The following is a 13312-nucleotide window of genomic DNA, read 5'->3' as shown; positions in this document are numbered from 1 at the left end:
GCCGGAAGTGCTCAGACTTCCGGCCTCAGCATCGGGGGGTTCAGTACGGTCGCCGCACCGGCCCGGAACAGCTGCGCGGGGCGACCTCCCTGCCGTGTGGTGGTCCCTCCGGACGGAACCAGGAAGCCGGGCGTGCCCGTGACCTTGCGGTGGAAGTTCCGCGGATCCAGGACCACACCCCACACCGCCTCGTACACCCTGCGCAGCTCCCCGACGGTGAACTCGGGCGGGCAGAAGGCCGTGGCCAGTGAGGAGTATTCGATCTTCGAGCGGGCCCGCTCCACCCCGTCGTCGAGAATCCTCGCGTGATCGAAGGCGAGGGGCGCGGACTGCTCGCCCTCCCGACCGAAGCCGCCCCCAGGACCGAGCAGGTCGTCGACGGACGCCCAGCGGGCGCTGTTCGCGTCACCACCCGCACGTGGGGCGGGGAGGTCGGGAGCCAGCGCGAGGTGCGCGACGCTGACGACCCGCATCCGAGGATCGCGACCCGGATCGCCGTACGTGGCCAACTGCTCGAGGTGGGCGCCGTTTCCGACGGAGGGGCCTGCCGGGTCGTGCGCGCAGAGCCCGGTCTCCTCGACGAGCTCACGCGCCGCCGCCGCACCGAGATCCTCGTCGGCCCTGACGAATCCCCCCGGCAGTGCCCACCTTCCCTGGAAAGGCGATTCACCGCGACGCACCACCAACGCGCAGAGCGCGTGACGTCGCACCGTGAGGACGACCAGGTCGACGGTGACGGCGAAGGGCGGGAAGGTCGACGGGTCGTAGGGCGGCATGCCGAAATCATAGTCGTCTTCCTGACGATAAACACTCCCTTCGCACCACCCGTTGCGCACCTCTTCTCTTCCGCCCCCGCTCGCGGCCCGTTGCAGGATCGCGGTCAGTCCTGCCGGACTTCGTCGGGGTGCGCCCGGTAATCACTCCCGCCTTCCTGAGCCCCGGTGATCCAGCCGCCGGGTGTCCCTGGCCCGACCGCGGCTCGCGGGCGCGCCGGGGTGCGAACCGGTGGAGCGGGCCGGCCGGGGCGCAGCCCTCCGCTTCCGCTTCCCGCCCGGATCACGCACCGGCCGCGGCCCGCGCCGGCTCTCCGCCCGCCGCACAGCACGTCCATCACCTCCATCGCCTCCAGGACGTCCAGCACGTCCACCGGAGGAGCTGTCCTCTTCCCGGCGGTCACGCAGTACGCGCTCACCGCGGAGGCAGCGACGCAGCGTCTCCGGATCCAGGCCCTGATTGCACGCCTGGTGCAGCAGTTGGGCGAACGTGTAGTGGGGGTCGGCCCGCAGTGCGAGCCCCAGTGCCACCCTGGCTCCCGCCTCGTCCCCGGTGGACCACGAGACCCAGCCGGCGAGTGTGAGTGGTGCCGCGGCGTGTTCCACGTAGGGGCCGACACACCGGCGGGCGAGCGCACGCCACAGCCGTAGCGCCGCCTCGGCCTCGCGCCCCTCCATCCATTCGGCGACACGGTCCCTGGTCTCACGGTCCTGGAGGCCGAGAATCACTGCCGCGGCCTCCTCCGACGTGATCAGACCGTCGTCACCGGCGTCGGTCGCCGCGGTCCCTGCGGCCGGCGCGCTGCCGAGGCGTCGTGTGAGTTCCCGGGCGAGGGCGAGCGTCTCGCGTGCCACCTCGCCGCGCCCGTCGGCGTCGAGGATCCGGGACACCAGCACGGCGCCCGCCGAGTCGAGCGCCTCCTCCTGCTCCTGGGCCGCCGCGGAGTCCCACGGCGTCAGCCGCGCCTCCATGTCGCGCAGTGATCCACGCACCTGGATGCCCGCGTACGCGGCGGCTGCCGCCATCACCGTGGTGCCCGGGAGCGCCAGCGGATTGCCCTCGGCCGGGCAGCAGCGCTCGTCCGGGCAGCAGTAGGACCAGTAACGGCCGTCGGAGATGCAGAGCGCCTCGAGCACGGGAACGTCCAGCGCCCCGCAGGCCGTGCGCAGACTCTGCGCGAGCGGCCTCAGGCGCTCCATGGTCAGGGAAGCGCTCTCCCCCACGGGAGGGTCCTGGCAGAGGAAGACGACGATGGCGTCGGGGCGGGAATCCCGCTTCTCGCTTCCGACGATCAGGCTGCGCGCGAGCTGCTCGGCAACCGGCGCCCACTCCTCCCGCTGCTGCGGGATGCCCAGCCTGAGCCGGCCGCCGAAGCGGCCCCGGCCCCCGTGCAGGGCCACCATGACCACGCTGTCGTTCGGATGGAAGCCCATCAGGTAGGGAAGGGCGTCGGCAAGTTCCGCGGGACCGCGCAGGGTGATCTGCTGCGCGTCGGAGGGCCCGGCGGTTTCGTCGTGCTTGTTCATGGCACGACCGTCCCGCGGGGCGCCGATTTCCGCGACCCCCTGTGGATAACTTGTCCACAGGGGCGGTGCCACCGTTCGCGCTTTGTCGTAGGCATCGGGTTGCATGGGGGCATGACCAACGCAGACCGTGCAGAGCTCAGGGCCTCGGCCGATTCCGTACTCGCTCGTCTGGTCGGGGACGCCACCGGCACCGCCCGGCTGCGCGAGGACCAGTGGCGGGCCATCGAGGCCCTCGTCGCCGACAAGCGCAGAGCCCTGGTCGTCCAGCGGACGGGGTGGGGCAAGTCCGCGGTCTACTTCGTGGCGACGTCGCTGTTGCGCGCGCAGGGCAGCGGGCCGACGGTGATCGTCTCGCCCCTGCTCGCCCTGATGCGCAACCAGGTGGCGGCGGCGGCCAGGGCCGGCATCAGTGCCCGCACGATCAACTCCTCCAACACGGAGGAGTGGGAGACCGTCCAGGCCGAGGTGGCGGCGGGCGAGGTGGACGTGCTGCTGGTCAGTCCCGAGCGGCTCAACAACCCCGACTTCCGGGATCAGGTGCTGCCTGCCCTCGCTGCGGCGACGGGTCTGCTCGTGGTCGACGAGGCACACTGCATCTCGGACTGGGGGCACGACTTCCGCCCGGACTACCGCAGGCTGCGGACCATGCTCGCCGACCTGCCCGCGGGCGTTCCCGTGCTCGCCACGACGGCCACCGCCAACGCCCGGGTGACCGCGGACGTCGCGGAGCAGCTCGGCACCGGGGCGGGCACGGACGCGCTGGTACTGAGGGGCCCGCTGGACCGGGAGAGCCTCAGCCTCGGCGTGCTCCGGCTCCCCGATGCCGCTCACCGTCTGGCCTGGCTGGGCGATCATCTGGGGGAGCTGCCGGGCTCCGGCATCATCTACACGCTCACGGTGGCGGCCGCCGAGGAGATCACGGCCTACCTCCGCCAGTGCGGACACCCGGTCACCTCGTACACCGGCCGGACCGAGAACGCCGACCGGCAGCAGGCCGAGGACGATCTCCTGGCCAACCGGGTCAAGGCCCTGGTGGCCACGTCGGCGCTCGGGATGGGATTCGACAAGCCCGACCTCGGCTTCGTCGTGCACGTGGGATCGCCGTCCTCCCCCATCGCCTACTACCAGCAGGTCGGACGCGCCGGCCGCGGGGTCGAGCACGCCGAGGTTCTGCTGCTCCCTGGCAAGGAGGACGAAGCCATCTGGCAGTACTTCGCCTCGGTCGCCTTCCCGCCGGAGGAACAGGTCCGCCGGACTCTCGACGTCCTCGCCCAGGCGGGCCGCCCCCTGTCGCTGCCTGCCATGGAACCCTTGGTCGACCTCCGGCGCACCCGTCTGGAGACGATGCTCAAGGTGCTGGATGTCGACGGTGCCGTGAAGCGGGTGAAGGGCGGCTGGATCTCCACCGGCGAGCCCTGGGTCTACGACTCCGAGCGCTACGCCTGGGTGGCGCGACAGCGGGCAGCCGAGCAGCAGGCCATGCGCGACTACGCCTCCGGGACGGGGTGCCGCATGGAGTTCCTCCGGCGCCAGCTGGACGACGAGGAGGCCACCGCGTGCGGGCGCTGTGACAACTGCGCGGGTTCACGGTTCGACGACAAGGTCTCCACGGCCGCGCTCGACGGCGCGCGCGGGGAGCTGGGCCGGCCCGGAGTGGAGGTGGAGCCGCGCAAGATGTGGCCCACCGGTCTCTCCGCGGTGGGGGTCGATCTCAAGGGCCGCATCCCGGCGGGCGAGCTGGCCCTTCCGGGCCGGGCGCTCGGCAGGCTCTCGGACATCGGTTGGGGCAACAGGCTGCGTCCGCTGCTCGCGGCCCAGGCCCAGGACGCCCCGGTTCCCGACGACGTGTCCGGTGCGGTGGTCACGGTCATCGCCGACTGGGCCCGCGGCCCGGGAGGCTGGGCCTCCGGGGCGCCGGACGCGGCCTCCCGGCCGGTCGGCGTCGTCACGGTCGCCTCGCGCCGGAGGCCGCAGCTGGTCCATTCGCTCGGCAGCCGGATCGCCGAGATCGGCCGGATGCCCCTGCTGGGCACGGTCACCTACGCACCCGGCAGCGAGGACCTGCGGATCTCCCAGACCAACAGCGCGCAGCGGGTCAAGGCGCTGCACGAGGCACTCGTCGTGGAGCCTCCGCTGGCGGAGGCGCTCGCCTCCGCGGGAGGGCCCGTCCTGCTTGTGGACGATCTCTCCGACACGGGGTGGACGCTCGCCGTCGCGGCACGGCTGCTCCGACGTGCGGGTGCCGAGGGGGTGTTTCCGCTGGTCCTCGCGGTTCAGGCGTGAGACATGGCTTCGTTCGTCGCCGAACGGGCAGGGATATCTGTGTCATTCCGTCAGATACCCGTCAGCCGCGCCAATTGCTCGTTGCCGCCTGCCGGTACGACAGGAAGAATTGAAGTCGCTCCCCGCACGGTCTTTTCGCGGGCCCGGAAGGGCTGTGCCGCGGCGCGCCCTCATTCGACCCTGCCCGCACCGTGGGCGCGTAGCGAAGGGAGGACCGTGACCTTCGGATTCGCTCCGTCCGCAGCCACTTCACTGTCGGCGTCCGCCGGCTCCGTCAACCACGTCGCCAGGATGCTCGAACCGGCCGAGTGGGCGGCGGCCGGCATACCCCTGCTGCGCAGTCCGCGCGAGGTCGTCAGCGGCCTCCACGCGCGGCACCGGCCTGCTCCGGCCACCGCGGTCGTCGCCGTCCTCGATCATGAGGAACGGCTCACGGCCAGCGCCTCGTTCGCCCGGCGGTCCACCGCGGCCACGGACGGCTGGGAGTTCCGCAACGCCCTGCTGGCTCACCTGCGCCGGGTGATCCCGCACGATCTGCGCCGCCGCACCCCGGTGCGTACAGCGGTCCTGCTCTACTGCCGCGAGGGCGACGAGCGATGGACGGAGGAGGACGGTGCGTGGATGTGGGGCCTGCGCGACGCCTGCACCCTGCACGGTCTGCGCTGCGGGGCCTACATCACGCTGACGCGCGGCGGCTGGCAGGTCCTCGGCGAGGGCCGGGGCGGCCGCATGCCGTCGCTGCTGTCCAGGCCGTCGGCCCTGGCGGACGCCGCCGTCGACCACGACCCCGCTCCGCTGCGCACCGGCGGCGGGGCCGCCGAGGCACTGCGGCGGAGCGCCGCCCGGTGAAACGGCCCGTGGGTCCCGGCCGTCCTCGCGGACGGCCGGGACCCACGGGGATACGGCTCAGACTCCGGCACCGAGCGCGGAGTTGATCTTCTGGGGATCTCCGCACACGACCAGCAGCGCGCCTGCGCGCCCCCGCACGTCGGAGAGCGCACGGGCAGCCGTGTCGTCCAGTTCGCCGTTGACGGCGACGATGACCACGGGCCTCGGGGCGCAGCGGCCGGCGCTCGCCGTACCGGCGAAGAAGACGTCGTCGCCGGCGTCGTGCTGGGCCCAGTACGCGGCCTCTCCGAAGGAGAGCTCGTGGGAGGCCCAGGGGTGCTGGCCGCCGGTGGTGAGCACCAGGATGTCGCCGGGCGCCCGTCCGGAGTCGAGCAGCAGGTCGACGGCCTCGTCGGCGGCGTCGATCGCACCGTCGACCGGAGCGGGAATCACCTGGAACTGCGCGGCGGAACGGTCCTCCGGCAGCGTCCGCCCGGCGGGTGCCGTAGCGGCGGGAGGTGCGGGTGTGGGATGCGGGCGCTGCGCCGGGGGCGCGGGCCGCGCGGGTCCGCGGCCGGGGTTTCCGGGACGCGGTGTGGCCGCGGAACGCGGGCCGGGTACGGGACGGGGGGTCGGCGCGGTGCGGCCGGCGGCCGGAGTAACGCGGGGACCCTGGGCGCTCTCGGGAATCTGAGGCTCCTCGGGGATGAGAGGCATGAATGGTTGTCTGTCACAGCCGACGCGCACGCGTCGGCACGTAGGTGCGCCTGCGCGATCAGAAGTCGAAGCCGAGTTGGCCCCCGCTTTCCAGTGCCGCCGCCTCTGCGGAGAATCGGACCTTCTTCAGGTGCTGCCACTTGGGCAGCGCGTCGAGGTAGGCCCAGCTGAGGCGATGGTGAGGCGTAGGCCCCTGTTCCGCCAGCGCGGCCCGGTGCACCGGTGACGGATAACCGGCGTTCGCGCCGAAGGCGAAGTCTGCGTACTGCCCCGTGTCCGCGCCCAGTTCGGCCATCATCGTGTCCCGGTGGACCTTGGCGATCACCGAGGCCGCAGCGACGGCGATGCAGGACTGGTCGCCCTTGATCACCGTACGGACGTTCCAGGGCGCTCCGAGGTAGTCGTGCTTGCCGTCGAGGATCACGGCGTCCGGCCGGACGGGCAGGGCGTCGAGAGCCCTGACAGCCGCGAGACGGAGGGCAGCGGTCATACCGAGGTCATCGATCTCCAGGGGTGACGCATGGCCCAGCCCGTAGGCCGTGACCCACTTCTCGAGCGTCGGGGCGAGTTCGGCCCGGCGCTTGGGACTGATCAGCTTGGAGTCGGTGAGGCCCTCGGGGGGTCTGCGGAGACCGGTGACGGCCGCGCACACGGTGACGGGGCCGGCCCACGCTCCGCGTCCGACCTCGTCGACACCGGCGACGGTCCTGGCACCGGAGGTAGCGCGCAGTGAGCGCTCGACGGTGTGCGTGGGTGGTTCGTACGGCATGGCGCCTGCCAGGGTACGCCGATGGGCACGGCAAGAACACCCCGGGGCACCGTCCAGCCGTTCCGCCCGTTTCCGGGCATGTCCGGAACACCGTCCAGGGGCGCGCGGGACACCGCGCCGACGCCCCCGCAGGCGGTGGGGCACCCTCCTGACCCGGCCGGTGTTCCGGACCTGGACACTGGACGGGTCTTCGCGCTCGCACACCCCATGGAACATCTCTCCGCCACTGGAAAACACCCGACATGGCGTACCGACGAGACCGGACTGAGTCTCCTCCACCACCCCCAACCGGTTCAGTTGCACGTCGCAGGCCGTCGCTCGCGAGCTTCGTTCCCTCCGGCAGGTCGCCGCACGGAAGCAGTCGATCCGGGACACCGTCGCAGATGTGAACAACCCTCTGCGCGTACGGACAGCCCGGAGGCCGAGGCCGCCCGGCCCTGGACGGGCGCCCGCCGCCGTGACCACGTCACCGCCGCGCCGCCGTCCCGCACCGATCCGGCTCCCGTTCCTCGAACCCCCCGGCCGGATCGCCGCGTTCGAGGTGTCCCGTCCTGCGAGCGGGAGAGCGCCGGGCCTCGCACGGCCCGGCGCTGGACACCCGGGCTCAGTACGGGTCGTAGGAGTCCTCGTCGAAGTCGTCCCGGTCGCCGGTCTCCTGCCCGAGGCCGTAGCACTCGGAGCCGTGGTTCTGCACGGATGTCCTCTCCAGGACGTCCCGGGCCCGGACTTCGCCCCAGCTGGAGGCGTACCAGGGAGTGTCCTGCCCGGCGAGGTCGCGCTGGAAGTGCTCCAGCGCGCAGGACCTGAGCGGCTCCGGGAGCTTGTCCAGAGCCGGTACGGCATCGGCGGACAGCCCCTTGAGGTATTCCAGGTCGATCCTCCGGTCCCTGTCGTACCGCTGGACGTTCTGCTCGGCGATCAGTCCGTCGGGCGAGAGCAGTCCGAAGGCCAGCACCCCGACCGCGGCACTCGCGGCGATCGCCCGCGGAAGCATCCTGGCTCCGAGGACTCCGGCCGCGATGATGAGGACCAGCACCACTCCGAGCCAGAGCTCCACGGCTGCCACGGAGATCCGCAGCCGGGTCAGCCCGAAGGCCTCGACGTAGAGGTCCATGCGACGCAGCGCGGAGGCCACCACGACCAGAGTGAGCACGCACAGCGCCCCGAGGACGCTCCGGACCAGGGTGCGGTCGCCAGGGCGGCCCCGGGGAGCCCAGCGCAGGGCGAGTGCGATGACGAGCAGGGTCAGGAGGGTCGCCCAGAGAAGCTGCCAGAAGCCCTGCCGGGCGTACTCGGCGGGCAGCAGGCCGGTCTCCTTGCGCACCTTGTCGTACCCGCCGAGGAGCACGACGAGCTGGAGCGCGATGAAGGCCGCGAAGAGCAGGTTGAGCACGATCAGCGGAACAGCCCACTCCGCCCTGTTCCTGGCCTTGCCCGGCCGGACGGTGATGCCGTCCCAGCGCACCGGAGCCGCAGCGCTGTAGGCGGCGGCGAGGGCGCCGACCGCGCCCAGGACGAAGAGGAACAGGCGCCAGGGGCTGTCGCCGACGGACACGTCGGGGGTGAGACTGCCCAGCAGGTCGGCGAAGGCCGCGTCCGCGGAGGCGAAGAGCGCGCCGAACACGATGAGCAGCACGACCGCCACCGCCGCACTGCGGACCACGGTGCGCACCCGGCCGCGGGAGTCGCCCGCACGGTCGCGCACTCCGCGCCACCCCCAGCGCACGCCGCCCGCGACCGAGGGGAACAGCCCCAGCGAGCCGAGCAGCACACCGGGCCAGCTGCGGCTCCCGTGCAGGGCGAGCGATCCCAGGGCGAGCGCAGACACGACGGCGAGGAAGACCGGCCACCCCGCCTCCCGGAGCGCCGGAATCGCCAGGAGCGCCATTCCGCCCACGGCCCACACAGCGGTCCAGGGACGCAGTACGCGCCCCGCCGAGCGTGCGGCGAAGAAGGCCCCCAGGGCTGCGGGCACGGCCACGACGAGCAGGTTGGGCCCCAGGCCGTCACCGAGCAGCAGAGCGCTGAGCAGAGCCGTGGCGAGGACCGACCACAGCGTCGCCGGTACCACGGCGGGCGGGGACGCGGGCCGCAGCCGGGACAGCACACCGGGTGTCTGCGGGCTCCTGCCCGGCCAGACGTCCGGGCGGGGCTGCGGCCGGAGATAGGCGGGCACCTTCGGCACATCCGGTCCGGAGCCCTGCGGCGGCACCGGCGGGGTGGATGCCCGCGCGGGCCGGGCCGCCGGTGCGTCCGCGAGGCCGGGGCCCGCGGAAGGCGGCTCGCTCACCGGCGCGGACGCGCCGGCGGACGCCGCTTCCGCGGTGTCACCTGATTCCGGTGCCGTCCCGGGCCGGCTGGATGCGTCGGACGATTGTTCGGACATGGGACCCCTCCCCCACCGGGGTCCGCTCGCACGGCACATCGCGGCGCGGGGCCCCGGCATCTCTGGGCACACGCCCACCAAGATCGATGGGGGTGGCGTGGCCGAAAGAGTAAGGCCAGCCCGGTTCCTTCGGGCCCGCCGGGCCACCGCTGTGGCAGGACCGTGACAGACGGGTGCCGGGCAGGGGGGGCCGACGGCGCCAGGAGGAGCGAACGGACGCGGATCAGCGGCGCGCCGGCGCGAGGGGAACCCAGTCGGGCAGTTCCTCGGTCCGGGCCAGCCAGTCCGCGGGAGGCGCACCGACGGGCTCCGAGGCGACGATTCCGCCGACGATGGCGCAGGTGGTGTCCACGTCTCCGCCCGCCTGCGCCGTCACCCAGAAGGCCTGCTCGAAGTCGCCGAGGCTGCGCGCCGCCGACCAGAGGGCGAAGGGCACCGTGTCATGGGCGCTCGTGCGGCGGCCGTTGCCGAGCACCGCCGCGACCGTCCCCGCGTCCCGGTAGTCGAGCATGTCGCGCGCCCTGCGGAGCCCCGCACCGACGGCGCTGCGCGGAACGAGGGCGATGACACCGTCGAGCAGGTCCCCCGGTCGCGGCGGCCCTCCGGGTGCCGCGACGAGGGCGGCAGCCGCGGCGACGGCCATGGCCCCCACGACGGCCTCGCGGTGCTGATGGGTGGTGTAGGAGGAGATCTCCGCCTGGTGGGTGGCCTGCTCCGGGTCGTGCGCGTACCAGGCGCCCAGCGGCGCGATACGCATCGCCGAGCCGTTGCCCCAGGATCCCTGCCCCTGGAAGAGGGCGGACGCCAGCTCCCGCCAGTCACCGCCTTCCCGCACCAGTCTGAGCAGCCGGTTCACGGCGGGACCGTAGCCGCGGTCGAAGTCGTGGTGCCGGGCGAAGGACTGGGCGAGCACGTCCTGGTCGATCCGGTCGTGCGCGGCCAGCACCGCGAGCACGGAACAGGCCATCTCGGTGTCGTCGGTCCACTGCCAGTCGGCGGGAGGCAGGTCCCGGCTCTTGAGCAGGGGGTAGTTGGCCGGGACGAAGAACTGGGAGCCGAGGGCATCTCCCACGGACAGTCCACGCAGGCTGGCCAGAGCGCGTTCGAAGCGGTCGGAAGCGGAGTCAGCGGTCATCGCCCTGCCACTCTATCCGGAGATGCCGTACGGCTCGGGAGTGCGCCACTGCGCGAAGGGCCGGTCGAGCGTGTAGCGGCCGTCCTCGCCGAGCAGCAGCGTCCTCGATTCGCCGTTTCCAGGATTGGACAACGACTCGAACTCCGCCACCGACCAGTGGAACCAGCGCATGCAGAAGAGCCGCATCGTCAGCCCGTGGGTGACCAGCAGGACGTTCGGCGGATGGTCGGGAGCGTCGAAACTGCGGTGGAGGCTCTCCAGGAAGGCGTCGACCCGGTCGTACACATCGGCCCCGGACTCGCCTTGCGCGAATCGGTAGAAGAAGTGCCCGTACGCGTCCCGGTAGGCCTTCTGGAGCCTCACGTCGTCCCGGTCCTGCCAGTTGCCCCAGTCCTGCTCGCGCAGCCGGGGCTCCTCCCTGACGCGGACACTGCCGGGTTCCAGGCCGAAGGCCCGGAAGGTCTCGTGAGTCCGCCGGTAGGGCGAGATGTAGACGCTGACGCGCTCACCGTCGAACGTCTCGCGCAGCCGGGAGCCCGTCGCCCGTGCCTGGCGGAGGCCTTTCTCCGTCAGCCTCAGCGCGTGGTCGGGCTCGCGTTCGTAGACCGTGTCGTCGGCATTGCCCTCGGACTCACCGTGGCGGACGAGAACGATGCGTTGCGGTCGTGCCATGTACCGACCCTAGATGCCGTGCGGCCCGATCGAGCAATGGTGCGGGCTCCATCGGGCGTATGTGACCAAGGAGACGGCGGCGGGAGTGCGGATCAGACCGTCCATGACGGTTCGAGCCGCACCACGTCGCCCGTGAGCGCCTCGACGTCCCTCTCGGTCTCCGCGCGCGCCGAGAGCCGGTCGACGCTCGCGGGGCGGTACTTGCCGCGCTCCGCGCTCGACTGCCACATCGACAACACCAGGAACTCGTGACCGGGCGCCTCCCCGAAGACCCCGCGCAGCATCCCGGGAGATCCCGCCATCGCCGGGTTCCACACCTTCTGCTGCATGAGGGCGAAGTGGTCGACGCGGTCCTCGTACACCCGGCTGTGCGCCACCCTGACCACGTCGGCGTCGGTGAAATCCGGCTCGAAACCGGTCTTCACGTCGAAGCGGTACTCGAAGAGCTTCACCTGCATGTCCTTGTACGTGCCGGACTGGGATGCGGCCGGCCGGTCGTGCCCGCGGGCCATGAAGGAGTCGTAGAAGACCCGGTTCTCCCAGAACGCGAACACATGGGCGACGTCGGGCCGCCCTCGGCTCCACCCGCCGCTCTGCCCCAGGAATCCCGGCTCGCCGAGCAGCCCCGCCCACTTCCGCTGCCCCCGCTCGAAACCGCGGCGGTCGACCACGGTGCAGCGAATCCACTTGACCAGCACTGCGCCATCGTACGGCGCCGGGCGTGGCGTGGGTCACGCTCCGGGCCTGCCGGTGCGGGCCGGCGCCGCCGTCGTGCTGCCGGCGCCACGCGATGGCCCGAATACGACGCCCCCATCCAACACGGTTGGATTCACGGACAGTTACGGACATGATCTGAGGACGGTAGGTGGGACTGTCGGTCCAGCAGCGAGGAGACCCGTCCGATGAGCACTCCCAACAAGGACATCGACAAGGTCGAGATCAGGGTCAAGTGGGACCCGAGCGGCGCCGGTGAGCCCGCCAACGACCTCGACATCATCGCGGCCACCTACGGGGCGGACGCACCCTACGGCAGCCCCGTCTATCTCGTGCACTTCGACAGCAGGTCACCGGACGGGACGATCACGCTGAACCGGGACAGCCGGACGGGGCAGGGGTACGGCTTCGACGAGGTCATGACGCTGGAGCTGGACCGGCTGTCGGACGCGTACGCGAGGGTCGTGGTCGGCGTCGCCATCCAGCAGCGCGACGGCCACAAGACCTTCGGCCAGATAGAGCACACGGCCGTGCAGGTCAGGGAGGGCTACACGAACCTGGCGGAGGACGACTTCTCCACGGTGGCGGCGGCCACCGCCGCGGTCGTCGCGGAATTCGTCCGGGACTCCTCGGGCTCGTGGGGCTTCCACGGAACGGTCCGCGGATACGACGGCGACCCCGGGTCGTTCGCCGCAGTGATGGGGAGCCGTTCCGGCTGACATCCGGCGGACGGAAACCCCGTCCGGCTGACATCAGGTGGGACGAACGCCCCCATGCTCTCCTCGGGGACCCAGAAGAAAGATCATCCTGTCGGCGTCCACGGGTGGCCGAGCAGGTCGGCGAACTCCTTCGATCCGCCGGAGACCTCCGCGCCCCGGCGGGGGTCCTGGGCGGTGACAAGGGCACAGAGACGCTCGGCCTGTTCGGCGGGATCGTCCCCGGTGACCGGGACGGTCATCCTGAACCGGAGCCACGGCCGGCCGTCCACCACGGCCGCGACACCGGGATGGAGCAGGAAGACGACGATCCGCTCGGGCTCCCAGGGCCGGGCGGGGACGGCGGACAGCTCGCACCCCCAGGCCGCAAACCGGCCGGGGTGCGCCCGGACCCCGGCCTCCAGCAGTCCGGCCACCCGTCGGGCCGGCCGCTCCCAGCCGAGATCCGCACCGGCCCGCCGGGGTTCCGCCTCGTACTGCTCCGCCTCGAACCTGAACTCCGGGAGCCCGAAGTTCCCGTCGTCCGGATTGCGCCATCCGTTCCAGACCACGTGCCGCCCCTCACGGCGGACGGTCACATGGACGGCGCCGCAGCATCCTTCGGTGCACTCCGCCTCGGCGAGCCGGACCTCACGGGGGCCTCGGTCGCGTGCAGAGGGGCCTCCGGGCCCAGCAGATGCCGGGGGTCCTCCGCCGGGCCCTCCTCGAACACATCGGCCAGGACATCCCGCCCTCCTCGAACACATCGGCCAGGACGTCCCGCCCGTCGCGATGACGGTTCCACCGCCCCGT

At 72.1% G+C, this 13312-nt stretch carries 12 protein-coding genes; 3 read left to right on the top strand and 9 right to left on the bottom strand.

What is annotated here, in order from left to right; all coding sequences use genetic code 11:
- Window positions 1–11: 11 nt before the first annotated feature.
- Window positions 12–776, bottom strand: coding sequence for an NUDIX domain-containing protein (locus ACFC51_RS29310; RefSeq protein WP_376380776.1), 765 nt, complete (start codon window positions 774–776; stop codon window positions 12–14).
- Between the two features lie 141 nt (window positions 777–917).
- On the bottom strand, window positions 918–2300 hold the full coding sequence (locus ACFC51_RS29305; RefSeq protein ID WP_376531695.1) for a DUF4192 domain-containing protein: 1383 nt from the start codon (window positions 2298–2300) through the stop codon (window positions 918–920).
- Between the two features lie 111 nt (window positions 2301–2411).
- Between ACFC51_RS29305 and ACFC51_RS29300 the strand changes: the two genes are divergently transcribed.
- Both ACFC51_RS29300 and ACFC51_RS29295 read left to right on the top strand, forming a co-directional pair.
- Entirely contained in the window at window positions 2412–4583 is a 2172-nt protein-coding gene (locus tag ACFC51_RS29300; protein ID WP_376380770.1) for a RecQ family ATP-dependent DNA helicase, read from the top strand.
- 216 nt (window positions 4584–4799) lie between these two features.
- Window positions 4800–5432, top strand: a complete 633-nt coding sequence (locus tag ACFC51_RS29295; RefSeq protein ID WP_376380767.1) for a hypothetical protein — start codon at window positions 4800–4802, stop codon at window positions 5430–5432.
- A gap of 57 nt (window positions 5433–5489) precedes the next feature.
- Here the strand turns inward: ACFC51_RS29295 and ACFC51_RS29290 are convergent, their stop codons facing one another.
- The 6 genes from ACFC51_RS29290 to ACFC51_RS29265 form a co-directional block, all read right to left on the bottom strand.
- Window positions 5490–6128 carry a hypothetical protein gene (locus tag ACFC51_RS29290; protein ID WP_376531693.1) on the bottom strand — a complete coding sequence of 213 codons (639 nt, stop codon included), beginning with the start codon at window positions 6126–6128 and terminating at the stop codon, window positions 5490–5492.
- 58 nt (window positions 6129–6186) lie between these two features.
- The gene (locus ACFC51_RS29285; RefSeq protein ID WP_376531691.1) at window positions 6187–6897 is read right to left on the bottom strand and encodes a ribonuclease HII; all 711 of its coding nucleotides are present in this window, start codon (window positions 6895–6897) and stop codon (window positions 6187–6189) included.
- Between the two features lie 604 nt (window positions 6898–7501).
- Window positions 7502–9283, bottom strand: a complete 1782-nt coding sequence (locus tag ACFC51_RS29280; RefSeq protein ID WP_376531689.1) for a DUF4153 domain-containing protein — start codon at window positions 9281–9283, stop codon at window positions 7502–7504.
- Between the two features lie 223 nt (window positions 9284–9506).
- Window positions 9507–10418 carry an ADP-ribosylglycohydrolase family protein gene (locus ACFC51_RS29275; protein WP_376379241.1) on the bottom strand — a complete coding sequence of 304 codons (912 nt, stop codon included), beginning with the start codon at window positions 10416–10418 and terminating at the stop codon, window positions 9507–9509.
- Window positions 10419–10430: 12 nt separating this feature from the next.
- A complete protein-coding gene (locus ACFC51_RS29270; protein WP_376379244.1) occupies window positions 10431–11090 on the bottom strand; it encodes a histidine phosphatase family protein in 660 nt (219 codons plus the stop codon).
- Window positions 11091–11182: 92 nt separating this feature from the next.
- Window positions 11183–11788: a YdbC family protein gene (locus ACFC51_RS29265; protein ID WP_376379247.1), complete on the bottom strand. Its 606-nt coding sequence runs from the start codon at window positions 11786–11788 to the stop codon at window positions 11183–11185.
- 204 nt (window positions 11789–11992) lie between these two features.
- Here ACFC51_RS29265 and ACFC51_RS29260 point away from each other — a divergent pair, with 204 nt between their 5' ends.
- A complete protein-coding gene (locus tag ACFC51_RS29260; RefSeq protein ID WP_376379250.1) occupies window positions 11993–12523 on the top strand; it encodes a TerD family protein in 531 nt (176 codons plus the stop codon).
- A gap of 83 nt (window positions 12524–12606) precedes the next feature.
- Here the strand turns inward: ACFC51_RS29260 and ACFC51_RS29255 are convergent, their stop codons facing one another.
- The gene (locus ACFC51_RS29255; RefSeq protein WP_376531687.1) at window positions 12607–13071 is read right to left on the bottom strand and encodes a hypothetical protein; all 465 of its coding nucleotides are present in this window, start codon (window positions 13069–13071) and stop codon (window positions 12607–12609) included.
- Between the last annotated feature and the right edge of the window lie 241 nt (window positions 13072–13312).

This window comes from Streptomyces sp. NPDC055962 (assembly GCF_042270185.1).
GTDB lineage: Bacteria > Actinomycetota > Actinomycetes > Streptomycetales > Streptomycetaceae > Streptomyces.
The sequence above is the reverse complement of the archived record's forward strand: the minus strand, read 5'-3'. Positions and strand labels throughout refer to the sequence as shown.